23 protein-coding genes and 1 tRNA gene are annotated in these 25535 nt (G+C 49.3%); 11 read left to right on the top strand and 13 right to left on the bottom strand.

Annotated elements, in window-relative coordinates:
* Positions 1-49: 49 nt before the first annotated feature.
* The 6 genes from BWK47_RS06385 to BWK47_RS06360 all read right to left on the bottom strand — a co-directional run bounded on the left by BWK47_RS06385 (position 50) and on the right by BWK47_RS06360 (position 8592).
* Positions 50-1402, bottom strand: coding sequence for an NAD(P)/FAD-dependent oxidoreductase (locus BWK47_RS06385; RefSeq protein WP_162328017.1), 1353 nt, complete (start codon positions 1400-1402; stop codon positions 50-52).
* Between the two features lie 319 nt (positions 1403-1721).
* Positions 1722-3131, bottom strand: a complete 1410-nt coding sequence (locus BWK47_RS06380) for an aromatic ring-hydroxylating dioxygenase subunit alpha (RefSeq protein ID WP_162328016.1) — start codon at positions 3129-3131, stop codon at positions 1722-1724.
* Positions 3132-3339: 208 nt separating this feature from the next.
* Positions 3340-4179 (bottom strand): glutamate racemase, encoded by an 840-nt coding sequence (gene murI, locus BWK47_RS06375; RefSeq protein WP_162328015.1) that lies wholly within the window; start codon positions 4177-4179, stop codon positions 3340-3342.
* A 143-nt stretch (positions 4180-4322) separates the two neighbouring features.
* Entirely contained in the window at positions 4323-6272 is a 1950-nt protein-coding gene (locus BWK47_RS06370; RefSeq protein ID WP_162328014.1) for an N-acetylmuramoyl-L-alanine amidase, read from the bottom strand.
* A gap of 284 nt (positions 6273-6556) precedes the next feature.
* The gene (locus tag BWK47_RS06365) at positions 6557-7771 is read right to left on the bottom strand and encodes an NAD(P)/FAD-dependent oxidoreductase (RefSeq protein ID WP_162328013.1); all 1215 of its coding nucleotides are present in this window, start codon (positions 7769-7771) and stop codon (positions 6557-6559) included.
* A gap of 50 nt (positions 7772-7821) precedes the next feature.
* On the bottom strand, positions 7822-8592 hold the full coding sequence (locus tag BWK47_RS06360; RefSeq protein WP_162328012.1) for a type 1 glutamine amidotransferase: 771 nt from the start codon (positions 8590-8592) through the stop codon (positions 7822-7824).
* Between the two features lie 119 nt (positions 8593-8711).
* Here BWK47_RS06360 and BWK47_RS06355 point away from each other — a divergent pair, with 119 nt between their 5' ends.
* Positions 8712-9314, top strand: a complete 603-nt coding sequence (locus tag BWK47_RS06355) for a hypothetical protein (protein WP_162328011.1) — start codon at positions 8712-8714, stop codon at positions 9312-9314.
* A 152-nt stretch (positions 9315-9466) separates the two neighbouring features.
* Positions 9467-9540, top strand: a tRNA-Asp gene (locus BWK47_RS06350).
* A gap of 42 nt (positions 9541-9582) precedes the next feature.
* On the opposite strand, the gene BWK47_RS06345 is transcribed toward BWK47_RS06350, so the two are convergent.
* Together BWK47_RS06345 and psb28 are read right to left on the bottom strand one after the other, a co-directional pair.
* Entirely contained in the window at positions 9583-11331 is a 1749-nt protein-coding gene (locus BWK47_RS06345) for a peptide ABC transporter substrate-binding protein (RefSeq protein ID WP_162328010.1), read from the bottom strand.
* Between the two features lie 119 nt (positions 11332-11450).
* Positions 11451-11819, bottom strand: a complete 369-nt coding sequence (gene psb28, locus BWK47_RS06340; RefSeq protein WP_162328009.1) for a photosystem II reaction center protein Psb28 — start codon at positions 11817-11819, stop codon at positions 11451-11453.
* A 253-nt stretch (positions 11820-12072) separates the two neighbouring features.
* Between psb28 and BWK47_RS06335 the strand changes: the two genes are divergently transcribed.
* Positions 12073-12549, top strand: a complete 477-nt coding sequence (locus BWK47_RS06335; protein ID WP_162328008.1) for a DUF1499 domain-containing protein — start codon at positions 12073-12075, stop codon at positions 12547-12549.
* Between the two features lie 15 nt (positions 12550-12564).
* On the opposite strand, the gene BWK47_RS06330 is transcribed toward BWK47_RS06335, so the two are convergent.
* On the bottom strand, positions 12565-12984 hold the full coding sequence (locus tag BWK47_RS06330) for a Fur family transcriptional regulator (protein ID WP_162328007.1): 420 nt from the start codon (positions 12982-12984) through the stop codon (positions 12565-12567).
* Positions 12985-13294: 310 nt separating this feature from the next.
* Between BWK47_RS06330 and BWK47_RS06325 the strand changes: the two genes are divergently transcribed.
* Positions 13295-13864, top strand: coding sequence for a peroxiredoxin (locus BWK47_RS06325; RefSeq protein WP_010872406.1), 570 nt, complete (start codon positions 13295-13297; stop codon positions 13862-13864).
* Positions 13865-13935: 71 nt separating this feature from the next.
* Here BWK47_RS06325 and BWK47_RS06320 read toward each other — a convergent pair whose 3' ends face one another.
* Positions 13936-15027, bottom strand: coding sequence for a tocopherol cyclase family protein (locus BWK47_RS06320; RefSeq protein ID WP_162328006.1), 1092 nt, complete (start codon positions 15025-15027; stop codon positions 13936-13938).
* 58 nt (positions 15028-15085) lie between these two features.
* Positions 15086-16012 (bottom strand): homogentisate phytyltransferase, encoded by a 927-nt coding sequence (locus tag BWK47_RS06315; RefSeq protein ID WP_162328005.1) that lies wholly within the window; start codon positions 16010-16012, stop codon positions 15086-15088.
* A 163-nt stretch (positions 16013-16175) separates the two neighbouring features.
* Here BWK47_RS06315 and BWK47_RS06310 point away from each other — a divergent pair, with 163 nt between their 5' ends.
* The 4 genes from BWK47_RS06310 to lexA all read left to right on the top strand — a co-directional run bounded on the left by BWK47_RS06310 (position 16176) and on the right by lexA (position 19982).
* Positions 16176-16847, top strand: coding sequence for an energy-coupling factor ABC transporter ATP-binding protein (locus BWK47_RS06310; RefSeq protein ID WP_162328004.1), 672 nt, complete (start codon positions 16176-16178; stop codon positions 16845-16847).
* Positions 16848-16859: 12 nt separating this feature from the next.
* On the top strand, positions 16860-17864 hold the full coding sequence (locus BWK47_RS06305) for a response regulator (RefSeq protein WP_162328003.1): 1005 nt from the start codon (positions 16860-16862) through the stop codon (positions 17862-17864).
* Between the two features lie 295 nt (positions 17865-18159).
* Positions 18160-19155 carry a succinate dehydrogenase/fumarate reductase iron-sulfur subunit gene (locus BWK47_RS06295; protein WP_162328002.1) on the top strand — a complete coding sequence of 332 codons (996 nt, stop codon included), beginning with the start codon at positions 18160-18162 and terminating at the stop codon, positions 19153-19155.
* A 215-nt stretch (positions 19156-19370) separates the two neighbouring features.
* Entirely contained in the window at positions 19371-19982 is a 612-nt protein-coding gene (gene lexA / locus BWK47_RS06290; RefSeq protein WP_010872400.1) for a transcriptional repressor LexA, read from the top strand.
* Positions 19983-20230: 248 nt separating this feature from the next.
* Here the strand turns inward: lexA and BWK47_RS06285 are convergent, their stop codons facing one another.
* Positions 20231-20989, bottom strand: coding sequence for an amino acid ABC transporter ATP-binding protein (locus tag BWK47_RS06285; protein ID WP_162328001.1), 759 nt, complete (start codon positions 20987-20989; stop codon positions 20231-20233).
* Between the two features lie 57 nt (positions 20990-21046).
* Positions 21047-22420 (bottom strand): glucose-6-phosphate dehydrogenase assembly protein OpcA, encoded by a 1374-nt coding sequence (gene opcA / locus BWK47_RS06280; protein ID WP_336235060.1) that lies wholly within the window; start codon positions 22418-22420, stop codon positions 21047-21049.
* A 217-nt stretch (positions 22421-22637) separates the two neighbouring features.
* Between opcA and BWK47_RS06275 the strand changes: the two genes are divergently transcribed.
* The 3 genes from BWK47_RS06275 (at position 22638) to BWK47_RS17245 (ending at position 25529) form a co-directional block, all read left to right on the top strand.
* Positions 22638-23792 carry a tetratricopeptide repeat protein gene (locus tag BWK47_RS06275; protein WP_162328000.1) on the top strand — a complete coding sequence of 385 codons (1155 nt, stop codon included), beginning with the start codon at positions 22638-22640 and terminating at the stop codon, positions 23790-23792.
* Positions 23793-23953: 161 nt separating this feature from the next.
* Positions 23954-25420, top strand: coding sequence for a DASH family cryptochrome (locus BWK47_RS06270; protein WP_162327999.1), 1467 nt, complete (start codon positions 23954-23956; stop codon positions 25418-25420).
* Entirely contained in the window at positions 25398-25529 is a 132-nt protein-coding gene (locus BWK47_RS17245) for a hypothetical protein (RefSeq protein WP_257793041.1), read from the top strand. Before BWK47_RS06270 ends, BWK47_RS17245 begins: the two co-directional genes overlap by 23 nt.
* Positions 25530-25535 lie beyond the last annotated feature (6 nt).

Genomic DNA, 25535 nt, shown 5'->3' with positions numbered 1-25535 from the left:
CCTTATTCTCCACAGTTTAAGCCATTGTCTGACCAGGTTATGGTGGTGTTTACCGAATTGGGACCTGGGGGCGGACTAATTCTTGTGGGATAGTGGAAGAGCTATGGGGATTGAGGGTATCGGTAATGAGGCGGGCTCCCCGGCCCCTGGTGAAATAATTCCAGCCCCACTGCAACATCACAATCAGTTTATTGTCGAATTCAATCAGATAGTAAACGTGGGCCCAAACCCAGATCATCCAAGCAACTAAGCCGGTAAATTGGGCAAAACCAAGGTCAACCACCGCTTTATTCTGACCAATCACCGCTAGACTACCGTAGTCAATGTAGCGAAAAGGAACCATGATTTGTTCTTTTTCCGCTAACCGGGCAGGAATAAGTTTGGATAAATAAGCCGCCTCCTGCATGGCAACGGGGGCCACACCGGGGAGGGGTCCATCGCCTTGGTGGGAATAATTGGCCAAATCCCCCAGGACAAATATATTATCAAAACTCGCCACACTCAAATCACGGTTGACCACCACCCGACCGGCCCGGTCTAACTCGGCCCCAGTGCGATCGCCAATGATTTTACCGAGGCTAGAAGCCCTGACCCCAGCGGCCCAGAGCACCGTTTTTGTCACAATGGTTTCAGTTTGGCCGTTGTTATGCACCGTCACCTGTTCCGGGTTAATGTCAGTCACCATTCTTTCAGTCAACACTGTTACCCCTAGGTCTTCCAAATCCCGTTGGGCCCTGGCCGATAATTGGGGTTTGTAGGGAGGCAGTACTCGATCAACCCCTTCAATGAGCAAAATTTTTGCCTGCCTAGTGTCTATGCGGTGGAAATTATCCTTGAGGGAACTGTGGGCAATTTCGGCGATCGCCCCGGCCAATTCCACCCCGGTGGGCCCCGCCCCGACAATGACAAAGGTTAACCAAGCCTGTTGTCTTTCTGGATTACTTTCCTTTTCCGCCGCTTCAAAAGCCGCAAAAATTCGTTGGCGTATGGTCAAAGCATCTTCAATGGTTTTTAAACCCGGAGCCAGGGCAGCCCAATGGTCATTGCCAAAGTAATGATGACTAACCCCAGTGGCCACCACCAGCCAGTCATAGGCAATAGGGGCATGGTCCTCCAACACCACTTTTTGCTTATCGGGGTCGATGTCAATGACCTTATCCATCAACACTCGAATATTTTTTTGTCCCTTTAGTACTCCCCGCAACGGCGAAGCAATATCCGCTGGGGAAAGACTACCCGTGGCCACCTGGTACAACAAAGGTTGGAAAAGATGGAAATTCCGTTTGTCAATCAGGGTAATATCCACCGGCGATCGCCGTAAATTTTTTGCAGTGTAAAGACCGGCAAAGCCGCCCCCGACAATAACCACATGGGGACGACGGGGAGAGGTGGGGGAATTCATAGCAACGGCGAAAATATTACGATTTGTTAATGGTAATCATTTCCTTGGGGATTACCGGTAATGGTTGCTACAAAGATATCGATTATTCTTGGCCAAACCCTGACGTTAGAACGTGTTTGGAAAGTTTTATTCCATCCTCTAAATCGACCCACTAAGGCTCCGGCAATACTGGGGGACTTTCAGTCAGTCTCCCCCCAAACTTGGGGGGTCAGGGAGGCTTTTAAACAGGCTCTTGGATTCAGTTTAATGGTCTTGCTTTCGGCAATAAAGTTATGATCAATACTCCATTGCAAAGGTTTTTAATCACAGAAAAAAGCAGTTAACCTTTATCAGGAATATTTCTTGGGGGAATGGGATTGCCTTGGTAAAAAGATTGTTTAAATTTGCCCAAACCAGCCCAGAGTGCAAAACCTAAGCCAGTTAATACGGTTAAGCCCAATCCCAGAGCAAAATTAGGGGCTAAGCCTAAACTAGCCACTGGCAAGCAAACCAGACAGATAATGGCGATCGCCAGGCTCCCAGTTTGAATTTTTTCAATGTTAGCAAGGGCGTTACGGCAACTGTGGCAATGTTCTGTGTGGGAATGGTAACGATCCATTAACTGCTCTACCGATTGGCGATCGGGCAACTGACTATCCCCAAAGGGTTTGACTTGATATTGTTCAATCCAACGGTGAAATTCCGCCACAAACAAATCAGCTTTAGTGGGTAAGTAACAAGCTTTTTCATAATTTGGCGATCCGCCTTGGCCCTGCACAAATCTTTCTTGGAAATGGAGAAAAATTTGATCATCTTCTAACACCCGATTTTGTCCTAAATGGGAATACCAACGGGGGGTCAAACCAATCACTAACCGGGGAAATTTACTGGGGAATTTGAAAGGAAAACGGGCGAATAAACGACACTCTCCTGGGCGAATGGGGGTAGCGTAAACCACCGTTAAAGTCCGACCAAATTGCTTTGAAGTTAAATCATGCCACATCAACCCCGGCGCAACGAAAGTGGTGTTTTGTTTACCCAACGTGCCTTTCCTCGGTCCCTCTTCCCAAATGCCAGTAAATCCCTGGCGATCACCGTGGATAATTTCCAAATCCACCGGGCTGACGTTACTGCGTTTACCAACGGTTTTATGGTGAGTGTAGGGAATATGGCTCGAATCCAACACATTTTCCATCAGGGTAAAGGCATCATAGGGCAAATCCCGAAAAGTGTTGAGACAAACCCATTCAGACTGAGCCCCATCCAACACATCTACCAAGGGGAGGGCAATTTTTCCCGCTTGATCAGTTTCCCCCGGAAAAGCAAAGAGCAAACCTTGAGCCACTTGGGTTGGCAGGGAACGCACACAGGCCCGTTTACCGGTGTGGGCTTGGCCTCCGGTATGTTGTTGAGGAATCGCTTGACATTGCCCTGATCCCGCAAAAGTCCAACCGTGGTAAGGACATTCCAACTGGCCAGCCTTGTTAATCCTACCTTCCGAAAGGGGGGCTAAACGGTGGGGACATTGATCGGCGTAGACCCGCCATTGCTGACTATTCGCTTCCCACCAGATCACCAAATCCTCTCCCAGCAGAGTAAAACGGCTTGGTTTGCGTTTGTCCAAATCTTCTTCATAGGCCAGGGGATACCACACTGCCCGACAATCAAATTTGCTTTGGTCTAATCCCCCTGCTGGTAGGGTATCGTTGGCAACTGAAGCTTGGGTAGGAGAGGTTAACAAACTGGTCATAGGAAGAATTAGTGGATTCTCAGTCAGGGCACAGCCATAACCATTGGTGAATTATTAAGAATTGTAACGATTATTTCCAGTCTTTGGCTCCATTAAAAAACGACCGCCTCTCTGAAAAACTGAGCATGGCGATCGCCGTTATTGGAGTTATTAGTTCAGGAATCCCGAGCCATCGGGCAAGCAGGAATACCGGAATCTGACTAGTATTCTACTCTCGTATTTCCAAAGGTTGGGGGCAAATTGAACTCAAGCAGGGCAAGGAAATTTTTTCCACCATGGGGGTAAAACCGAGCCATTGTTGGGAAAGCTCCGCAAACTGTTGGGGGCAGCCACTGACAGTGAAACGGGTGGCAATGGACATTTCCGAATTCCGCAGTCCCATCACTTCCAATTCCTGACGGGCCGCTTTGACCACATGGCTGGCCGGGTCTACTAGGCGGATATGGGAAGGCAAAATCTGCTGAAAGACGGGGGTTAAATGACGATAGTGGGTACAACCAAATACCAGGGTGTCAATATCTGCATCCAGAAGGGGTTGTAAATAGCCCTTGGCCACCTCCAGGGTGTAGGGGTCATGGAGGCGGTTTTGCTCAATTAGGGGCACAAATTCTGGGCAGGCCATTTGCCAAACCAATGCATCAGGGGTGATCTCGTGGATGGCATGGCGATAGGCGTTGCTGGCCGCAGTGGCGGGGGTAGAAATAACACCGATGCGCCGACCTTGACGCACTGCCGCCCGGGCCCCGGGGAGAATCACTCCCAAAATTGGCATATTGAATTCCTGTTGCACGGTTTCTAGGGCCAGAGCAGAACTGGTGTTGCAGGCCATGATTACCATTTTCACTTCCTCTGCTGCCATCCAAGTAAGGATTTCCCGGACATATTGGAGGATTACTTGCGGGGATCTGTTGCCGTAAGGTAGCCGTGCCGTATCGCCAAAGTAAAGAATTGACTCTTTAGGTAATTGTCGATACAGCTCACGTAGAACGGTTAACCCACCCACACCACTATCAAAAACGCCAATTCGGCTACGCTGGGGCTCACGCATTTTGTATGGAACTATACCTGTTAATTAAGGAAAGATGCTTGTCATTGAAACACGAATAATAGATGAAGTAAATAGGTTTTGGTCACCATATCCTTCATATAAGTCAAGTTTCTCTGAATTTGAATTCTATGGACGAATAAGTCCTACCTTTGTTGCAGATACTCCAAAACTCCCCTGGCGATCGCCTGGGCCATCTGTTGCTGAAAATTGGGATCCGTAAGTTTGTAATTGTCTTCATTGCCGGTGACAAAGCCCATTTCCACTAGGGTGGAGGGCATGCGGGAATTCCGTAGAACGTAGAATCGAGCCTGGCGTACCCGGCGGTCCCGCACATTCAGGGAATTAACCACATTGCGATGGATTGCTTGGGATAGACCTGCATTACCATGGTAATAAATCTCAAAACCATTCACATCGGGACGGCCCATGCCCATGGAGTTGGCGTGAATACTGACAAATAAATCCGCTCCGGCTCGGTTGGCCATGTCGGTACGGCCCTGGAGGCTAATGAAATAATCCCCCGTGCGGGTCATCAACACCCGGACCCCCTGTTGCTCCAAATATCGTTGCAGGTATTGGGAAACAGCCAGGACTACATCTTTTTCTTGCACGCCTCGGATACCTATCGCCCCGGGATCCTTACCTCCATGGCCGGGATCCACTACCACCAAACGGTCTCCCCGAGGAACGGATGGTAAATTACCGGAGGGGGGATTGCTCCACTCCGGGGGAAAACTGGGGGCGGCATTGGCTGGCGGGGGCTGGACAGCAATGGAGATTTGATCCCCGCTATTCCCTCTGGGTGGATTGTTAGCAGGTAAATTTCCCGTAGGACGACTGGCAGTGGCATCGGAGATCAATTCCAGGGCATAAAGACTGCCCCCAGAACGGAACAGACGGCCAAAGCGACGGCCAGTGTTGGGCTGGACCAGAATTAAAACTGAATCGTTCGTTTCCTGACTAATATTAAGCTGATAAACGGGGCCCCCAGTGGCCAACTCTGGACTTTGGAACTGGGGAGACAGTTGGGCCCGGTCTAAACGAATTTCGTAGTTACCGGTTAAACGATTGAAATTCCCCCTAGCATTAATTTGGCGATCGCCACGGATGATCAATTGGCTATCATCCCTGGTCACTTCAATGGCAGTGATATTGGCGAGATTGCGGTTGGAAGCCTGACTTACTAGGCGATCATTAGGGCTTCTATTACCAGAAGAACTGGGGGAAGAATTGGAAGTGTTGTTACTGACCGGAACGGCCGCCGATCCAGGCGCTGGGTTAGTCCCCCCAGACCGGCTAATTTGCTTTGGGAGCAGCACTACGCCTCCCCCAACCCGGCTATAGTAAGCATTCCAGCCGCCCCCACTGTCCGCCAGGGCCAGGGAAAGGCGAGGATTATTGGGATTATCGGAAAACTTAATTTCTTCAACACCGTATTGTCCCACGGGCAAAGACTGCCCCACCAAACTTTCTGGCAGCACCGCCCCATTGAGCTCAAAGTTAACCGTGGATTGGCGAGCATTGGGTTGGATGCGGATACCATTGTTATCGCCATTTTTATCCAGACGCACAAAAAGTCCGTTGCCAGTGACCTGTAAGTACTGCTGACCGGTGCTGGGGGGGTTAGCGGCACTCAAATTCTGAGTAGGCAGAGAAGATCCGTCGGGATTGGGACCAGGGGCATTATTGTTGCTGGCGGGAGCCAATTCTGGGGTAGGTAATTCCACCACCCATTGAGTCGGGGTAATGCCCCGGACTTTAACCTGTTGGGGATCAACGGTGTAGCCCGCATCCAGTTCAATCACCACCCTGGTGGTAAAACTATCCGGTTCACCGATGCGAATTTCCCTTACCCTTCCCCCTCCAGCTTGCCTGACGGTAGGGCCCCTCAAGGTTGTACCGGGCAAATCCACCACAATGCGGGTGGGATTGGGGATCAGTTGGGCTGTGGGCTGAACCCGGGAATCGGTGTAAAAAGTCAGCCGATTCTGGGACGCATTGAAATTCCAGTTAACTAACTGCCCCGCCATGGCCGGCAGACTGGTTAACAAGACCGACAAAAAGGTAAGAGCAAAACCAGGCAATCTTGACATAGGGACTTCTCAACTCAATAAACCGCTAAACCAACCTGTTGCCTTCCCCCGGATGACCCGTCTAGGGCATGGGGATGGTAATAGGCCATTCAGCGGATTGTTAGGGGCCGCCGCCAACGGGAACATTAATCAAAACGGTGTGGCGTATAGTCTTGGGAGATAGTAACCGCAATACAGTTCCCAAAGCAAGCAAGCAGAGCCTTTCGGGCCCCGAGCAGCCCTTTCCCCCCAGCCACCATTTCGGCGCTCGCCAGGGAAGGCAGTTTTTTTAGACGACGTTTCCCTCAGGAAGGTTCATTTTTGAGCCAATCCCCCAGGGGGCGGGTCAGCCAATTCAAGCCCACAGTCAGTTGATGTTGCCAAGTGGGAAAACGGTAGAAATAGACTAAACGACGGGCCAACACGGCGGCGGGGCCACTTAATTTAATGCCCAAACCACTCAGCACAGCGCCATCAGTGCCGAGGGCCAACATTTCCCCTAGGGGTTGATAACGACAGGGCAACAGGGGACGGCCGGTTAAGTTAGCCCAAATGTTCCAGGCACAATAGTCCGACTGTTGGAATGCTCCCTGGGCCGTGGTGGGAATTAATTGTCCACTAGCATCCCGACCTTCGGCTCCGTCCCCCAAAGCAAAAATGTTAGTTTTTCCTTCCACCTGTAGTTGGGCATTGGTTCTAAGCTGGCCTTGGTCGTTATGGGGCAGGGCTAAATTACGAATCAAAGGAGAAACGGTGGTGCCCACAGTCCAAAGCACCAAGTCCACTGGAATTACATCTTCCTGCTCCCGAAACTGGAGGGTGACATCGGTGGCGGTGATGGCGGTAACGGTGGTTTCCGTATCCACCCAAATTCCCTTGGCGGAAAGACTGGCTTGGGCCTGTTGACGATTGAACTCCGGGGACATGGCTAAAATTTCTTTGCCCCGCTCAATAATGCGGATGCGGCCCCGTTCCCCTAGGCGATCGCCGAGTTTGGCCGCTAATTCCACTCCGCTGTAGCCCCCACCAACAATGGCCACCCGAATTTTTTCGGTATCAGCTTGTTCCAGTAATTTTAATTTTTGCTTGAGTTTATAGGCATCTTCCAAGGTGCGGAATCCCAAACCATAGTCCTTTAGCCCCGGCAGATTGGGCAGGGGAGTTTGGCCCCCCAGGGCAATGACTAACTGATCAAACGCTAAACTTTCGGTGCCCTTGTCCTGGTCATTTAACAACACTTTTTGGCGGTCAAAATCAATGGCGGTCACTTCCGCCTGGCGAAAAATTACCCCCGATTCCGCTAAAAGTTCTATAAAAGGAGGGGCAATTTCCCAAGTTTGCATTTCCTCTGTTATCAGTTCGTAGAGGAAAGGGGCAAACAAAAACCGATCCCGTTGGTCGACGAGGACAATTTCCGGCGGGGTATGGCCCTCCCAGGATAGTTGACCGAGGCGTAGAGCGGTGTAAAGTCCGCCAAATCCTCCCCCTAAAATACAAATCCGTGGTCGAGCGTCCGTCATAATCTCTAGCCAGTGGTGAGGGCTTGTTACATTTTGTAATCAAATTGCTCCTATTCTAGCCGTTTGAGCATGGCGGCGCGGGCTTGTTGGGCGAGGCGGTCATCCAAGGGAGTTAACTGCACCGAATCCTGATACTTCTTCTCTAACGCAGTGCGGATCAACCAATCAGCTAAAAAGGGATTTTTGGGCAACAGAGGGCCATGGGAGTAAGTGGCGATCGCCTTTTGGTGGAAAGCCCCTTCAAAGCCATCTTTGCCGTTGTTGCCATAGCCAGTTTTAACTTTGCCCAGGGGACTAACGCTTTGTAAATAGGTGCGGCCGCCATGGTTTTCAAAACCGATCACGATGGGAATTTCCCCGGTCATAGCTTCCAATTCCTGCCGGAGAGGTTCAGCGGTAATTTCAAACACCACGTTACCAATGCACCGTTTCGCATCTGGCCCTGGATGTTTACTGACCATATCCAGCAGACCTAAGCCCTGAATGCGTTGTCCCAGGGCGGGTTCGTAATAATGCCCCAGCAGTTGGGGAGAGCCACAGGTAAAGACACCGGGAATGCCATCGTCTAACTGATTTTTCAGCGCCTCCGCTTTAGCCCCTTGCAAATCCCGCATGACAATTTCCTGTTGGCGATCCTGGGCCCCGCCCCCTACAATTACATCGGCTTGGAGAAATAATGCCGCATCGCTGGTCTGTTCCAGGGGAAGAATTTTCACGGGGATATCCCGCCATTGACAACGACGTTGGATGCAAATGACATTGCCCCGATCGCCGTAGGTGCTCATGAGTTTGGGATAAAGCCAGCCGATTGTTAATTCCATACTTTATTTTTGTTGGGGGGAGATTAATCCCTGGGATCAAGACATGGTTTGGATGTAAATCTTGGCACCACTGACTACAATAGTCGAGAAAATCTTCCCATTTTCCCTAGGCATTTTCCATGTTGCCGTTGATTCTACCCGCTCTCCTTTCCCTCTCCCTCACCGCTCATCCCTTGAATCCTCACCCCAACACCATGGTTGCTTCCATTAATTACACTGACCTCAGCTTTGAGCAGGCTATTGCCCACAGCCAGGAATTATTGCTAGAAATTGCGGAAAATAATCTCAGTGACCAGGAAATGACCACGGCGATCGCCAATTTGGTCGCTACTGAAAACGGGGCCCGGGGCTTTTTTGTTACTTTTCTCACTGCCCAGAATTTTCCCCTAGCGGATCAACCAAGTCCAGCCCTATTAACAGCCCTTAGCTCATCTCCGGCGATCGTGGGGGAACTGTTGGTGAAAAATCTAGCTATGGCTACTGCTACGGAAATTCTCCATCAACGCCGGGAAGACATTGAAGCGGCCCAGGGTTCCCAGCAGGTGGCGCAACGGACTCAGACTTTAATCAATGAACTGTCCTTACCGGGTTTGCCAGAAAAATTGACCCAGTTGGAACACAGTTTGGACGGTTCCGGTGCCTATGAAGCCTTTTTGCAACGGTGGAACTATGACCAGGAACAAAGGGAAGCCATCCGCCAGGCGATCGCCCAAGTTGAATAGTTGCCCCAGAACTGAGTCAAGGCCAGGGTTAGCCCTGCGGAAAGTTATCTTCCCCGACTGATTTATCTGATTGGGAAAAATCGGAAAATTTCTCCTTCAGGGGTTGACAATCTCCAGCACAACTGATGTAATGGTAAAAGTCTGAAAAACCTGGGTCTGTAGTTCAATTGGTTAGAGCACCGCCCTGTCACGGCGGAAGTTGCGGGTTCGAGCCCCGTCAGACCCGTTAAAGAAGAGTGATGATAACACCTCAATGGGTCCTTGCGAGCTATTGTGCTTTGGGCTTCCAATCCTTGATATTCCAAGTGGGCCGATCCCAGGGAGTTAACTTAACCCCATCCAGGCGATCGCCTACCCCCACCACACTGGCCCGGTGTACCAGGGGCACGAGAATATAATCATCCACTAATAAATCGTTCATTTGAATGAATAATTGCTGGCGTTTTTCCGGGTCTAGTTCCGCCACTGCCGCTTGCCAAAGCTGGTCGTATTCCGAACTACAGTAACGCCCATAATTGTCCCCACTCCATTGGTTTTCAGCGGTGGGAATGGCTTCGCAGGTAAAGGTTTGCATATATTTACTTGGATCAGGATTGGTGTTGCCCGTGGTGAACATAGACAAATCCCCCTGAAATCGTTCCAAAGTATCGGGGTTGGCCGGATCACCGGAAAAGAACACACTGGGGTCAATGCTTTTCAGTTCTACCCCCACGCCGATCGCCTGGAGAGTTTGTTTAATTACCTGTTGGGTCTTTTGCCGCAGGGGATTAACGCTGGTTTGAAAGACCATTTGCAACTCAATGCCATCCTTGTCCCGAATACCGTTGCCGTTGCTGTCCTTCCAACCCGCTTGGTCGAGTAATTGCTGGGCTTCGGTGGGATTAAATTGGAAACTCGTATTTTGGGAAGCATACTGCTGGGGTAAAACCAGAACGTTGGCCGTGGGCTGTCCAGTGACACCATAGAGTTGCTTGGCAATTAAATCCCGGTCAATGCCTAGAGTTATAGCTTTCCTCACCAAGGGATCCTGCAAAAAGGGATGGGGAAACTTCACCGAGGAGCGATCGCCATTGGTGCGCGCAGGATCGGGATCGCTGAGATTAAATATTACCCGTTCACTCAAACTGCCTAAATCTGCCACAATTTCCCCTTTGCCGCCTTGGGCCAAGGACTGGAGAATATTGTCCTCCACCTGTAAATTGAGGGCAAAATCCGCATCCCCAGTTTGCAGTACGGCACGGGCCGCGGAGGTAGCATCTCCCCCACCCTTAATTTCCACCTGTTGGAAACCGATATTTTCCCGGTCTCGATAATGGGGATTAACTTCATACAACACCACATCCCCTGGTTTAAAACTGGTGACCCGATAGGGCCCGGTACCGATGGGCAACAGATTGGCCGGTGCCTGCCGCGCCTTTTCCCCAACAAAATCTTTATAAATGTGCTGGGGCAAAATCATCCCTTCACTGCCCACAAAGGGTAAAAACCAAGCTGGGTTGGGTTCCTTAAAGGTTATTTTGACTGTATTTTTGTCCAACGCTTCTACCTTGGCGATCGCCTCATAGGTGCCGGTGCTGGTGGCCCCTGTCTTAGGATTACTTAAAAATTTGTAGGTAAAAACCACATCCTCCGCTGAGAAGGGTTGCCCATCAGACCAGAGCACATCAGGCTTTAACTTCCAGGTGACGGACAAACCATCGGTTGCCACGCCGCCATTTTCTACGCTGGGAATTTCCGCTGCCAAAAATGGGATCAGGGTGCCTTTGTGGTCAAAACTTGCCAGGGGTTCCAGGGCAATGCGACTAGCTTCCGCATCCTTAAATCCCGTAGCTAAATGGGGATTCAAAATCGTGGGAGCCTGCCAAGAGAGAATTTTCAGGGTTTCTTGACCATTCTGCTGAGAGTTGCCATTGCCGACATTGGGGCTACCACAGGCAAACAATAATAAGGGCAACAGCCCCCCAATTAGTTTTTGGCAAGAACGAGACTTAACGGTGGCGGGAAGATTTAGCAACACAGGCAACAGGGATAATCAAGGCTTAATTTCGCTAGATTGTCCCCTGATTAGAGTCTGTTTGCAAAGTTTTGATCTTTGATTTTGGTGCATTCCGGTCGGTCTCCGGTCACTTTTCCCCCCTAACGGTCTTGGTAGCCCATGCCATTGGCTTCCGCATAGCGCTCCATGAAACGGATAAAGCGTTCCCAATGATCATTTTTAACCAAATCAAAACTGCACTGGGCACCCCGCAGTTCATCCCCTTCGTCTCCACCAAAAATAAATTTCACTGACGATGGTTCAATTTCCATGGCCCCTTCTTCGTCAGCAAGACGTAAATGGCCGTTAAACTTTTGGGTAAAACTCTGAAACTTTTCGATCGCCTGGAGACGTTCAAAGGTCATCACCACAGTGCGAGCGCCGGTAGTAGAATTGCGGCGGAGGCTGACATTGCTGAGTTCTTCGGGGAGATCAGCAAAAAATTCGATGGTGGGAGTGAGGGTCATCATGATTCACACCGGAATGGGATTTCTTTGATCCTAACAACTTTTACTAGAGCCGGTCAGGACAGTTTAACTACTAGCGGAGGGGTGGAAGGTCTGTGATCCCCGGTCGGAGTTTACCCAAGGAGCGGAGGGGTTTGCGCTGTGGCCCATGTCTCCGTTGGGCTTGGACAAATAGTTCATTGCCAACCTTGCCCGATCGCCAAGGAAGCCATAAATTGAAGGGGTCTTAATCTTGACCAATTACCGGAATTTTCTCATGGGTGCGCTATTGGCTGTGTTGCTATCGGGGATAGTTTGGTTTGCTGCCCTACCAGGCTTTGAACAAATCTTTGCCGGCTCCCCACCGGAAAACTTAGGGATCACAAGTGGACAATTAGCCCCCTGTCCCGACACGCCCAATTGTGTGAACAGTCAAATTAGTGCTGATTCTATCCACGCCATTGAGCCCCTCCATTACCAAGGAGATTTGGCCAATGCCCGTAATTTGTTAACGGAAATTTTGGGGGTAGTGCCCGGGACTACCATTGTGCAATCCCAAGATAATTACATTCGGGCAGAAGCCCGCAGTCGTTTGATGGGTTTTGTCGATGACCTCGAATTTTATTTCCCTGGCGATCGCCCTGTTATTGAAGTCCGTTCCGCATCCCGTTTGGGAGAATCGGATTTAGGGGTTAACCGCCGCCGTTTAGAACAAATCCGTTTGGCCCTAGCCGATTTAGAGCAAGGCAATTAGAAAATTTTTGAAAAACTAATCGCCGCAATTTTCACAGACCCCATGGACGGTGATTTCATAACGTTCCGCCTTGAGGCCCGGTCTGAGTTGGCCCAGATCTACCGCTGGTAACTCCTCCCAATCCACATCCTCGATCGCCCCGCAATGACGACAACAAAAATGATGGTGGGGCTCCACATTGGCATCGTAGCGACAGACCCCTTCTTCCAATAGAACTTCCCGGATTAATCCCACAGATTGCAAAGCCTTGAGGGAACTGTACACCGTGGCCTGGGAAGACGTGGGGGCAGCTTGATTAAGGTCAAACAATAACTGTTCTGCGCTGGGATGATCCCGACGTTGGAGTAGATTGGCATAGACCCCATAGCGCTGGGGAGTAACCCGCAGGCCTCGTTCCTTCAGCGCTTGAATAATTTCTTCTCTGGTTAAGGGCATACTGTTCCTCCTAACATCGGCACGGCAACATTCGCTGACCTTTCATGGGCAAGCCCCTCTGGGCAAACCTTAGGAACCATGGGTCCTGGCCAGCACACCAATGATAATGATCCGCACTGTTTGGCTATAGTCTATCTAGCTTAACATTTTCTAGAAGGACTATTAGATAGAATAATTATAAAAAAAATATTAATTTTTAAGCTTGACTTATTTCTATCTCAGAACTATTCTGAGAAAAGAGGGCAAGCATTGATGAAAAATGCTCCATCCCCTCAGAAAAATTTAGTCGTTTAGATAGCCAGAGGTAACCATGACCCCCGAACGAGTTCCCAGTGTAGTGTTCAAAACCCGTGTCCGTGACGAATCCGTACCTGGTCCCAATCCCTACCGTTGGGAAGACAAAACCACTGAACAAATCTTTGGTGGCAAAAAGGTTGTGCTTTTCTCCCTGCCCGGTGCCTTCACCCCCACCTGTTCTTCTAACCACTTGCCCCGCTACGAGCAGTTGTTTGAAGAATTCCAAGCCTTGGGAGTAGATGACATCATCTGTCTATCTGTGAACGATGCCTTTGTTATGTTCCAATGGGGCAAACAAATTGGTGCCGACAAAGTGAAATTACTACCCGATGGTAACGGCGAATTCACCCGCAAAATGGGTATGTTGGTGGAAAAATCCAACCTCGGTTTCGGGATGCGTTCCTGGCGCTATTCCATGTTTGTCAACGATGGCAAAATCGAAAAAATGTTTATTGAGCCTGAGTTCGGTGACAACTGTCCCGTAGATCCCTTCGAGTGTTCCGACGCTGATACCATGTTGGCCTACCTCAAAGGTGCTGAAGCGCCCGGGGTTTCTGAGCCCGTTAAAGCTTTTGTCGGCTAAGTCTGTCAGAGCATTTCAATGTAATTACTTGACTGAAACCTAACGAATCAAAACAAGGCAGTGTTATTCCCTCAGAATGGCACTGTTTTTTTGCTCAAATTTTCCTCTGTTAAACCCCAATCACCTCCAACTTCTAGCCCCGCGGTGTCCGTTTCCCCTTGCACTATCAGGCCGTGACCCACAGATCCCAATTGCAAATACAAATAGCCCCTAGTGGTATCTCGGCAGTTGAGTTGTAAGCCCTGGGCGGTGGGAGTGTGGACTAAACTGCCTTTTTTATCTGTTTTTCCGGACAACTTGACCCAATACCTATCATTGCTGGCTTTTAATTGCCAACGGCCCCAGGGAGCTACTTGCCAAGTGACTGTGCCATGGCCCGGGCCAAATTCGTAAAAATTACCTTGGTGATGTAAGCCAATTAAAGCTACCTCTTCGGGGCGGCCAAGAACAATCCGTTCCCCGCCAGCGGCAGTAACGCTCAGTCCTGGATGGTCAGGAAAATAATTTGCTTGGAGCCAAAACCAGCGGGAAGGAAAAGAGTGACCCCAATTTTTTTCGGCATAAACTAGGGCGTGGTCAAATTCATACTGTTCCCCCTGCCACTCTAACCAGCCTTGCCCCCGGCCCTGGGCTAAAAGGATCTGCCAACCTGGGTCAAATAGGGGTAAAAAGGACAGCCAACCCGCTGTAGCCCGAGGAAATCGGTTAGGACTCCCCCAAGTTACTTCCGGTTCTACGGTGAACTGCCAACGGCAATGGCGATCGCCATTAGTGATTTGTCCTTGGTGCTGATTTTGATAGATTTGATAACCTTCTTCCACGGTGGCAAAAAATTCTTCGGAGAGTAGGGGTTTCGCCTGCCTGTTATCCCTACATTTTCCCCAATGCCCTAGGGCAAACTGGCGAGGACTGGCCCAAAATTTTTTTACCGAGGGAAATGTCCGCCAAACAAGTTGGTCTTCCTGATTTTCTTGTTTTTTCGTAGCCGGCCCTAAAATTTGCACAGCACCGCCGCCGTAATGATGATCGCCAGCAGGATTTTCGATGGAGTACATAAAAGCGAAACTTTCCCCGGATTGGGGCAAAAGCAGGCGCACGTACCAACCTTCAAAGAAAGGTGATTGACCTTGCCAATGATAACCACTGTGGGGCGGAAATTTCATGGAAATTGAGAGAATTTATGATGCTAATTGAAGAAGATACTAAATAGTTTTAAAAACTCTAAAAAATAGTATTAGAAAAATTAGGTAACCACAGAGCCAAGGGATACAGCAAGTACTCTAAGAAAAATAGCTTCCAAATAAACTGATAAAAACTAGCAATTTCGGTTTTGCTTTCTAAGTCTACATCTCGACTCCGCCACCAGAGTAAGGCTAATAAGCACAAATGGGAACCAATCAAGAAAGCAGTATTTAAAGGCATAGCCGCCCATAAGCCCCAGATTGCCATGGCTAAATAACAACCAGTGAGTAAAATTAAGGTTCCCCGAAAAACGTTTTGTTTGCCGATTTGCAAAGTTAACGTTTGAATCTTAAATTGCCGATCACCTTCCATATCTGGCACATCTTTAAAAACGGCGATCGCCACGGTGAAAACTAAGATAAATAAAGTCAAAACCCAGATGGGGGTTATTAAAGTGGGGGGGGAACCTAAACCAGTTCTAAAAAATAAAAATAAGCCCAAGTTAACCACAATTCCCCGCACCGTCAGAATACACAGGGCCGCCAGCAGGGAAAAGCGCTTTAACCTCACCGGGGGCACCGAATAGGCCGTGCCAATAATCAAACTAATACCCACCGTTAGCCCCAACCAGAGCCCTAATCCCCAGGCGATCGCCAAGGAAGCAACGCCACAAAGTCCCACAATCCAACGGCCCTGGGCTATAGAAAAATCTCCGTTAGCCAGGGGCAAATTCGGCTTATTGATGCGGTCAATGTCCACATCCCACAATTGGTTGAGGCCGACAATGTACACATTACCCAACAGGCAGGCCAGCCAAGCGCCCAAAACCAAACTCAGGGAAGCCGGAAAAATAGCTGGAGTTTCCTGTCCCAGCATGGCCAACAGGTACACCGCCCAAACACTCAGAGTTGTACCAATAATGGTATGGGGGCGGGAGAAGCGCCAAAAAGCTTGGATAGTTGCCATGGCAATAATTTTGAGAAATGAAATCTCCTTGCAGTGTACCTAAACCCACCAAGGCCGGACCATTTTCCTGCCCTAATCCAGAGCAAAGGCAAAGTCCATTGCCTATCGACCCACATTTGGCTCGGTAACCTAGAATTGGAGAGCCTTATTCCATCACATTTCCATGTCCATCCCCGCCATCATTGCCCAGGACCTAAATTTTCAGTGGTCTGCCGATCGCCCCGGTTTGCAAAACTGTAGTCTGGCGGTGCCCCAAGGTCAGTTTTGGATGTTGTTGGGCACCAATGGTAGTGGAAAATCTACCCTGTTAAGGTTATTGGCGGGACTCCTCACCCCCCAATCCGGTCTGGTGAAACTGGCCGAACCCATGGGCTTTGTTTTTCAAAATCCTGACCATCAATTAGTTATGCCCACCGTCGGGGCCGATATTGCCTTTGGTTTAGTTAAGGAAAAACTTTCTCCCCAGGAAGTACAAGTCCGGGTAGGAGAAGCCCTGCAAGCGGTTAACCTAGCTGAGATGGCCCGCCGTCCCATCTATGCCCTCAGTGGCGGTCAAAAACAACGCATTGCCATTGCTGGGGCGATCGCCAGACACTGTTCCGTGCTTTTATTGGATGAGCCCACTGCCTTGCTGGACCGAGATAGTCAACAGGAATTGGTATTGCAAGTACAAAAATTAGTCAAACAAAGGGGCATCACCGCCCTGTGGGTAACCCATCGCTTAGACGAGCTAGACTATTGTGATGGAGCCTTTCTGTTGGAGGAAGGCAAAATTGTGGCCCAGGGAGATCCCAAACCCCTCAAGCAAAGAATGATGAACAAGACCGCAGTTTAACCCCACCTATCCGTGAACCAAATTTCTCCCCTCCGTATTTTTTTGTTGGACGACCACCCCTACAGTCGCATCGCCAGCGCCGACCTTTTGCGTTTGAACAATTACCAAATTATTGAAGGGGAGACCACCAAAGGATTCAGTTGTGGCCAAGTGGTGGAACAGGTGGAAAAAGTTGATCCGGACTTAGTGTTGATGGACGTCAATTTGGCCCACCAAAATGGCATTGAATTATGTCAGGCAATCAAACATAGCCCCGTCGGGCAATATATTCCCATCATTCTCACCAATGCCATGGACGACCCCCAATGCCGTCTCCGTAGTCGGGCCAGTGGGGCCGATGCCTATTTGCTCAAACCCTTGGAGCGGGTGGAACTGCTCAATCAGGTGGATTTACTGATTCAGAAAAAGAAATTAGCCGAATCCGTAGCCCAAATTGAACAGGTTTTATTTCGCTTAGCGGCGGTGATTGAAGAACGCTACGCTGTTGGGGAGGCTAGCATCACCTGTAGTCAACTAATAGAGGGTTTTGGCAAATTTATCGGTCTAGAACAGGGGCAAATTGATGACCTCGTTTTTGCGGCCCGGCTACACGATTTGGGACTGATCCAAGTGCCCGATGAAATTATGCTCAAGCAAGGGCCCCTCAACTCCACAGAATTGGACTGCGTGAGGGACCATGTCCATGTGGCGGCTACCATTTTTGAACCCCTGGCTGGGCGGAGGGCTGTAGGGGAAATTATGCGCTATCACCATGAACGTTGGGATGGCAGTGGCTACCCTGATGCTCTCCGGGGTAAGGAAATTCCCCTGCTAGCTCAGGTTTTTCAAATCATTGATATTTTCACTGCCCTAACCAGTAACCGTCGCTATAAGGAAGCGGTGAATACGGCCCAGGCTTTGGAAATTTTACAAGGAGAAGCCCAACGGGGTTGGCGTAATCCAGAAATGGTGGAAAAGTTTGTCAATTTTATTAACAAAAATTCCATAGAAGGGAGTTTGGCCCAAAAGTTGAATTAGTATGCTCTAGTTAAGACTGGGTGAAAAGTAGTCATGGTTACCCATCCAAACCATTCAGCCCCCTGGTCATTAACCCATGGAAAATATGGAAAATACGGCTAATTTAGATTGGATTTTAGGGGCGATCGCCTTGGGAATTTTGGTAGCTGGATTGGTGATGCTACTAAGCGGCGTCAAAGACTTGGGAAAATAGGCACAATTCCAGGGGGTTCTCGACAAAAAAAGCCAGCAACGGGGTCTTAATCTAAACTGTGAGGTAGCCTCCGCCCATATTGCTTTCCCCACGGTGTTTCCTATGCAAGTCCAATTTCAAATTTTGCGCCAAAAACCGCAACAGTCTCCCTACCTAGAAAAATTTGATCTAGAGGTGGAGGCCGGCGCCACTATTTTGGAGTGTTTAAACCGAATTAAATGGGAACAGGACGGCAGTTTAAACTTCCGCAAAAATTGTCGTAATACCATCTGTGGCAGTTGCAGTATGCGAGTTAATGGGCGATCGGCCTTGGCTTGTAAGGAAAATGTGGGCAGTGAAACCAGATTATTTACCCAGGTTAACGAAGCAGGCATTCCTGTGGTGACGGTGGCTCCCCTCGGTAATTTGCCCGTCATCAAAGATCTAATTGTGGATATGCAACCCTTCTGGGACGACTTGGAACGGGTGGAGCCCTACGTTAGTACCCAGGGGCGCAAGGTGCCGGAACGGGAATTTCTCCAAACCCCAGCGGAAAGGGAAAAACTCAACCAAATGGGCAATTGCATTCTCTGTGGAGCTTGCTATTCCGAGTGCAACGCTAAATCTGTTAATCCCGATTTTGTTGGCCCCCATGCCCTGGCCAAAGCCCAAAGATTATTAACCGACTCCCGGGATGGAGCCACAGCCGATCGCCTCGAAAGCTACAACAATGCTACAGCCGGAGCCTGGGGCTGTACCCGTTGTTACCTCTGTAACGAAGTCTGCCCCATGGAAGTGGCCCCCATGGACCAGATTGGGAAAATTAAGTCTGCCCTTCTGGCCCAGAAAACAGCCCAGGACAGTCGCCCGGTGCGCCACCGCAAAGTTATGGTGGATTTGGTTAAAGTCGGTGGTTGGGTGGATGAGCGTAAGTTCGGTATTTACGTAGTGGGTAATTTCTTCCGGGATCTCAAAGGTATTGCTAGTATTTTGCCCCTGGGCCTGCGGATGATTAGCAGTGGCAAATTTCCCCTGGCCTTTGAACCTTCCGCCGGTACTGAGGAAGTGCGGGGCTTAATCGAACAGGTGCAAGAAGCTGAAAAAGTTGCCAATTTCTGAGATCTTCGGCGATAACAGTAACATTTTTCGGGGTAGTCTTAATTTTGCTTTTTTGCCCTCAATCACAGCGGCGATTGCCTTCTGCTGGCCGAAAATGAGGAACAGTCGGAAGAAATGTAAAATTTTGTATCTTTTTTAGTATGATTGCCCTGAATGTTATGACTGGGTTTAAAATAGTCCTAGAGTCCTAAATACATTCCTATAGGAGATATTACATGGAACCTCTCACCCGAGCCCAAAAAGAACTTTTTGACTGGTTAGTTAGTTACATTGACGAAACCCAGCACGCCCCCTCAATCCGCCAAATGATGCGGGCCATGAATTTGCGTTCTCCGGCCCCCATTCAAAGTCGATTGGAACGGTTACGCAATAAGGGTTACGTTGATTGGACTGACGGCAAAGCCCGCACCCTGAGAATTCTCCACCAAAAACCAAAAGGAGTTTCCGTCATTGGCGAACTCAAAGGCGGTGAACTGGTGGAAGCGGACGCAGAGGAAGTGGAAAAGATTGACTTTGCCCCCCTGATGAAGAAATCATCGGTTTTTGCCCTCAGGGTCATGAGCAATGACCTCGTGGACGACTTTATTGTCGAAGGTGATATGCTGATTCTCCGTTCTGTGACTGGGGAAGAGGAAATCGAAGATGGGGAATTGGTCGCCGCCAGTATTAAGGGGGGCAAGATTGCTATCAAACGCTATTACCAAGATGGCACTAAGGTCGTACTCAAAGCCTCCAACAACAAAGGCCCTGGCCAAGAATTGAAAGCCAGCGATGTTGAAATCCAGGGGATTTTAATGGGGGTTTGGCGTAATTTCCAGGGAGTTTAGCCCGGTATTACCGGGAACAGCTCAAAAATCATACTGGTAAAGCTTTTTACTTCTATCCCTAGGCTGGCGATCGCCTTTCGCTGGCCTATTTTTATGGCTATCTAGGGTGGTCACTGGGGCATTCGTCCTAGGCGTTTTGTTTCAAAACCCCATCCCCCAAGAAAAAAGGGAGGAAAAGCAGAAAATTCGATTGAAAAAACAACCGTGAAATTACGGACAATTCTAGAAATTTTTGTGAGCCCAAGGGATTAACTCGACTGAATGCGACTGAGAAATGCCCGTAGGCGATCGCTCTTGGGATTGCGAAAAACTTCGTTGGGGTCGCCCTCTTCTTCAATGATTCCTTGGTTAAAGAAAAAGACCCGATTGGATACTTCCCGGGCAAACTGCATCTCATGGGTCACCACCGCCATGGTCATGCCTTCTTCGGCCAACTGTTTCATCACGTTCAGCACTTCCCCCACTAATTCCGGGTCTAGGGCGCTGGTGGGTTCATCGAATAAAAGAATTTCCGGCTTCATGCACAGCCCCCTGGCGATCGCCACCCGTTGCTTTTGGCCGCCGGAGAGTTGGTCTGGGTAGTTATCAGCTTTAGTGCCCAAACCCACTTTATCCAGGTAGGTTAAAGCCCGGTCCTTAGCTTCCGCCACGGGAATGCGCAACACCTTACGGGGGGCGAGCAAGAGATTTTGCAACACCGTCAGGTGGGGAAACAGATTGAAATGCTGAAACACCATGCCCACCCGTACCCGTAACTGCCGCAGATGTTTCTGGTCAATTTTGGCCCCGGATAAGTCCACCCCCGCCACTTCGAGACGGCCACCACTGATCGGTTCAAGGCGATTCAGGCAGCGCAAAAAGGTGCTCTTGCCGCAACCGGAAGGGCCAATGATGGAAATCACGTCCTTGGGATAAATTTCCCCCGTTACTCCCCGCAAAACCTGGAGGGCGCCAAAGTTTTTTTGCAACTGGTCAAAGGAAATTAGAGGCGCATTGAGGGAAGTCATGGGCTGACAAGGTTAAGAACAGATTAAGCAAAGGGCGCTTGTTGCTCCATTCTGCCATTATCCTGCCTGGGATAACTGTAAAATTGCCAACACGATCGCCATGGATTCATCGTAGAGGGCATCCCGACCCCAGCGCTGCAATTGTCGTCCCAGTAACTGTTCCGTATTTTGATCATCCAGGGCGGTGACCTGTTGCACCCGGTAATTTTGCGCTCCACCGCCGGCTTCCATGCGCATACAACCAACAGTGCCGGAACACAGTACGGTACCGCATTGGGCTTGGATATTGGTGGAGCCCAGTTTAAGGCTAATTAAATCCCCCAGCACCTGCCCTGTATCAGCCAAGGGTAAACCGGCCAGCTCCGCTTCAATGGGCCGCTGATTGGGAGCACAGAATTGAATTTTGTGAATTTCGTACACCCCTGGCTGATAGCTATAACTAACGGGAGTCCATTGCAAACGACTGGCTACCCAGCCCAAATACATCAATGCTTGGGCATGGTTACCCTTTTCATAATCAATAGAAATTTGGTCAATTTCCCCCACTGCAGAACGACGCTCCGGCGGGTCAAAGGCTTCAGCGGTCAATTCCTGCCACGGGGCCAAGCGACTCCAATTTAAATCGGCGATCGCCTCTGGCTTATTAACCAATTGAGCCAACTGGAGCAAATCCTGTTCGGGATTGTTAAAAATGCTGGAATCCACAATGATCATGTCCGCATGGGACAACAACCGTTGAAACAGCCCATATTCCGCTTCGGGACTTGCTTTCCACCACACATATTTGGGCAGGGTCGGTAGCATTAACTCCGTAATCACACCACCAATCCGCTCCAACGCATCGGAAGTTCCCCGTAGGGTGATGTATTCACAACAAATGAGGGTATTGTGGTGAGTCTTTTGGATCGGGCAATAGGCGGAAAGCTGGGCCTGTACTCCCTGGTCATCCTCCGCTGTGGGGCAAAGGGTAATAATACGACAGGGGTTAGAGGCGGCAATGGTGTCGGCAATGCCACTCCCTTCTAAGTCGGGGGAATAGGGTTTAGTGATTCGTTCAGCGGTGCTGAGTAAATTTCCTTCCCGGTGGGCCGTTTCAAAGGCAGTTTGTAATGCTTGTTTAAACTCTGGGCTAGATAGTCCGGTAGCGGTAACGCCCAAAGCTTTTTGAGCTGATTTAATGGCGGCGGTCATGCGGGGGCCGGTAATGCCATCAATGGGACCAGTGTAGTAGCCTAGGGCAGCCAGGAGGGACTGCACTCTGTCCGGTTCATAGACCAAAAAACTGAAGGTGGTGGCCCTAGTAGCGATTAAACCCTCCTCCTTTTGGGCACTGGTTTGCCAAATTTGGGCTAATTCAGACTCGATCGCCTCGAGGGAAACGTCCTTGGGGGCTTGGAGGGAAACGAGGGGAGGGGCTTGGGTGGTACTCATGCAATGGCTCCAATGGAATCGGACTGGGCAATGACGCTGATACTTTCCCCCCATGGTAGTGGCAGATTTGAAATTACAATCGGTGATCGTCAAAAATCCGGGGCCAAACCCCGCCAGTGTTGATAATCCCCGGGGATGGGTAAACCATGGCTTAGAATAATTGTCAGTAAGTGTCGCCCCCGTAATCCGTCAACAGTGACCGTCACCCCATTTTAGGATGCAGAAATTTTTCCAGCGTATTTGGCAGTGGATCCAACAACTTTTTGCCCCCCTGGTGGGCGGCCCAGGGCCGGGGACTAAATCTCTCCAGGAACTGCCCCCCCTGAGCGACACTGACTATGAGTTTTTGTTTAATCAACTGCTGGAAGGCATTGCCCACGGTTGGCACGAAGGGCGCATTCTCAAATTTTTTCAACAGTTAGACCACCGCTGTCGGCCTAAGCAATGGCTTGATTGGTTAGACCGTTTTCAAACTACGGTGCTAGCTTCCCCTTCGCCCAATTTAGTTCTAGCCGCCCGGATGATGCGTTTGGGGGAATTGGCCCAATCCTTTCCCCAGATTGCTCCCATTGGGGATAAATCCCAGCGCATTGGCAGGGAACTGTATGCCCGGCAGTCACCGCCCCAGATGGATACGGTGTGGGAATATGATGGCCCCGATCTAGTTTCCATAGACCAGGCCCAAGGGCAAATGGAAACCTTCACCTTTGATGAATTGGTGCAACGGTTACCCCAGGATGCCGCTTTGGCAACCCATTTTGCTGGCTTTTTGGGCATTGAAAGCACCGATCCCCAGGTGATTTTGCGGGCATTGATGGAAAAATTCGCCATTCCAGAGGAAATGTTAACTGAAGCCTTGAACCATGGGGGTGAATCGGGCGCGGCTCCGGTGGATAGTTTAGTCGAAGATCAGGGGACTGCGTCCGCTCTGGCACAAGAAGAGTTGTTGCCTCTTGTTGACCCGGTTACCATCGACAACTACCAATTTGAAAATAACCAAGAACCCCATACTGCCGAAGATTGGTTAAACCTTGGCATACAGCAGGCCCAGAGAGGAGAACTGGAAACGGCGATCGCCAGTTGGGGGGAAGCAATTAGTTTAAATCCCCAGATGACTTCCGCCTGGCAAAATCGGGGCAGTGCGTTGGGGGTTATGGGTAAGTTAGAAGAGGCCTTAGCTAATTTTGATGAAGCTTTAGCGCAAAATCCCAACGATGCTGAGATTTGGCTAAGCCGGGGTTTGCTGCTCGAAGCTATGGAGCGCAAAGAAGAGGCTATTCCCAGTTATGAAAAGGCTTTAACTTTAGAACCTACCCTACCGGAAGCCCAGGAAAGATTAGAAGAGTTGCAAGGCCTACTGCCCCAGGATTGAGACCTTTCCAAGCTTTCGATTCTTTTGCTTACCTGTTTTTAAATATCGATGTCCATAGCTCTTGGAATTTGTTTGAAAAGTTTGATTTTGCCGCCTAAATCCCCCAAAACTAGAGGACTTTTACTTAACTTCCCCCCCAACTTGGGGGGCCAGGGGGGCTCTTGAAACACGTTCCTCCCACTGTTTTGGTTTGGTTCCGTAATGATCTGCGTTTGCATGATCATGAACCCCTGTACCGGGCTCTAAAATCTGGTTTAGCAATTACCGCTGTTTACTGTTACGACCCCAGACAATTAGCCCGGACTCCCCAGGGATTTGTGAAAACTGGGCCGTGGCGGAGTAATTTTCTCCAACAATCCGTGCAAAATTTGGCTGAAAGCTTGCAAAAAGTAGGCAATAAATTATTAGTAACAACAGGGTTACCGGAGCAAGTAATTCCCCAAATAGCCGAGCAAATTAACGCTAAGACTATTTATTACCATCGGGAAGTTACCCAGGAAGAGCTAGACGTAGAAAGAAATTTAGTTAAACAATTAACAATCTTAGGTATAGAAGCAAAAGGTTATTGGGGAAGTACCCTTTGCCATCCCGAAGATTTACCCTTTGCCATTGAAAATTTACCAGACTTATTTACTAAGTTTCGCAAAGATATTGAAAAGAAAAAAATATCGATTCGTCCGTGTTTTTTTGCCCCATCCCAACTGCTTCCTAGCCCCAATATTAAACTGGAGTTAACCGCACCACCGCCCGAATTTTTTCCTCAAACTGATTTTGATCATCGTTCTGTTTTGGCTTTCCAAGGGGGAGAAACAGCCGGTTTAGTCAGGTTACAAGACTACTTTTGGCATGGCGATCGCCTAAAAAATTATAAGGAAACCCGCAATGGCATGGTGGGAGCGGATTACTCTAGCAAGTTTTCCCCTTGGTTAGCATTGGGCTGTCTTTCCCCCCGGTTTATTTACCAAGAAGTGAAACGTTACGAGCAAGAAAGAGTTAGCAATGATTCTACCTATTGGTTGATTTTTGAGTTACTCTGGCGGGACTTTTTTCGTTTTGTAGCCCAAAAATATGGTAACAAGTTATTTAATCAAGGGGGATTACTGAACAAAAATTTCCCCTGGCAAGAGGATCAAGTCCGTTTTGAACTCTGGCGATCGGGACAGACTGGTTATCCTTTGGTGGATGCCAATATGCGGGAATTAAATTTGACAGGCTTTATGTCTAATCGGGGGCGGCAAAACGCTGCTAGTTTTCTCTGTAAAAACCTAGGCATTGATTGGCGTTGGGGCGCAGAATGGTTTGAATCTTGCCTAATCGATTACGATGTGTGCAGTAATTGGGGCAATTGGAATTACACTGCTGGCATAGGTAATGATGCTAGGGATTTTCGTTATTTTAATATCCCCAAACAAAGTCAACAGTATGATCCCCAGGGGCATTACCTGCGGCAATGGTTGCCAGAATTAAACAATTTACCCGGCGAAAAAATTCATCAACCTTGGTTATTATCTGCCACGGAACAAAAACAATGGGGAGTGCAATTGGGAGTGGATTATCCCCGCCCCTGTGTTAATTTTCACCAATCAGTGGAAGCCCGCCGTAAAATTGAACAATCGAGCTTTAGATAACGCCTTCCTGGAAGCCTTTGGCGGAATTTACAATGCTGCTTATTTGACGGAAAAAGTAGACCGTAATGCTATTATCAGCCAAGCAATAAAGTTAATTAGTTTTGCCTGATTTTAC

The organism is Synechocystis sp. CACIAM 05, assembly GCF_010222815.1.
GTDB lineage: Bacteria > Cyanobacteriota > Cyanobacteriia > Cyanobacteriales > Microcystaceae > Synechocystis.
The sequence above is the reverse complement of the archived record's forward strand: the minus strand, read 5'-3'. Positions and strand labels throughout refer to the sequence as shown.

Excerpts from the sequence above, each read along its gene's own strand:
- BWK47_RS06385 (WP_162328017.1), bottom strand. The coding sequence starts at position 1,402 with ATGAATTCCCCCACCTCTCCCCGTCGTCCCCATGTGGTTATTGTCGGG.
- BWK47_RS06380 (WP_162328016.1), bottom strand. The coding sequence starts at position 3,131 with ATGACCAGTTTGTTAACCTCTCCTACCCAAGCTTCAGTTGCCAACGAT.
- murI (WP_162328015.1), bottom strand. The coding sequence starts at position 4,179 with ATGCGTGAGCCCCAGCGTAGCCGAATTGGCGTTTTTGATAGTGGTGTG.
- BWK47_RS06370 (WP_162328014.1), bottom strand. The coding sequence starts at position 6,272 with ATGTCAAGATTGCCTGGTTTTGCTCTTACCTTTTTGTCGGTCTTGTTA.
- BWK47_RS06365 (WP_162328013.1), bottom strand. The coding sequence starts at position 7,771 with ATGACGGACGCTCGACCACGGATTTGTATTTTAGGGGGAGGATTTGGC.
- BWK47_RS06360 (WP_162328012.1), bottom strand. The coding sequence starts at position 8,592 with ATGGAATTAACAATCGGCTGGCTTTATCCCAAACTCATGAGCACCTAC.
- BWK47_RS06355 (WP_162328011.1), top strand. The coding sequence starts at position 8,712 with ATGTTGCCGTTGATTCTACCCGCTCTCCTTTCCCTCTCCCTCACCGCT.
- psb28 (WP_162328009.1), bottom strand. The coding sequence starts at position 11,819 with ATGATGACCCTCACTCCCACCATCGAATTTTTTGCTGATCTCCCCGAA.
- BWK47_RS06335 (WP_162328008.1), top strand. The coding sequence starts at position 12,073 with ATGGGTGCGCTATTGGCTGTGTTGCTATCGGGGATAGTTTGGTTTGCT.
- BWK47_RS06330 (WP_162328007.1), bottom strand. The coding sequence starts at position 12,984 with ATGCCCTTAACCAGAGAAGAAATTATTCAAGCGCTGAAGGAACGAGGC.
- BWK47_RS06325 (WP_010872406.1), top strand. The coding sequence starts at position 13,295 with ATGACCCCCGAACGAGTTCCCAGTGTAGTGTTCAAAACCCGTGTCCGT.
- BWK47_RS06320 (WP_162328006.1), bottom strand. The coding sequence starts at position 15,027 with ATGAAATTTCCGCCCCACAGTGGTTATCATTGGCAAGGTCAATCACCT.
- BWK47_RS06315 (WP_162328005.1), bottom strand. The coding sequence starts at position 16,012 with ATGGCAACTATCCAAGCTTTTTGGCGCTTCTCCCGCCCCCATACCATT.
- BWK47_RS06310 (WP_162328004.1), top strand. The coding sequence starts at position 16,176 with ATGTCCATCCCCGCCATCATTGCCCAGGACCTAAATTTTCAGTGGTCT.
- BWK47_RS06295 (WP_162328002.1), top strand. The coding sequence starts at position 18,160 with ATGCAAGTCCAATTTCAAATTTTGCGCCAAAAACCGCAACAGTCTCCC.
- lexA (WP_010872400.1), top strand. The coding sequence starts at position 19,371 with ATGGAACCTCTCACCCGAGCCCAAAAAGAACTTTTTGACTGGTTAGTT.
- BWK47_RS06285 (WP_162328001.1), bottom strand. The coding sequence starts at position 20,989 with ATGACTTCCCTCAATGCGCCTCTAATTTCCTTTGACCAGTTGCAAAAA.
- opcA (WP_336235060.1), bottom strand. The coding sequence starts at position 22,420 with ATGAGTACCACCCAAGCCCCTCCCCTCGTTTCCCTCCAAGCCCCCAAG.
- BWK47_RS06275 (WP_162328000.1), top strand. The coding sequence starts at position 22,638 with ATGCAGAAATTTTTCCAGCGTATTTGGCAGTGGATCCAACAACTTTTT.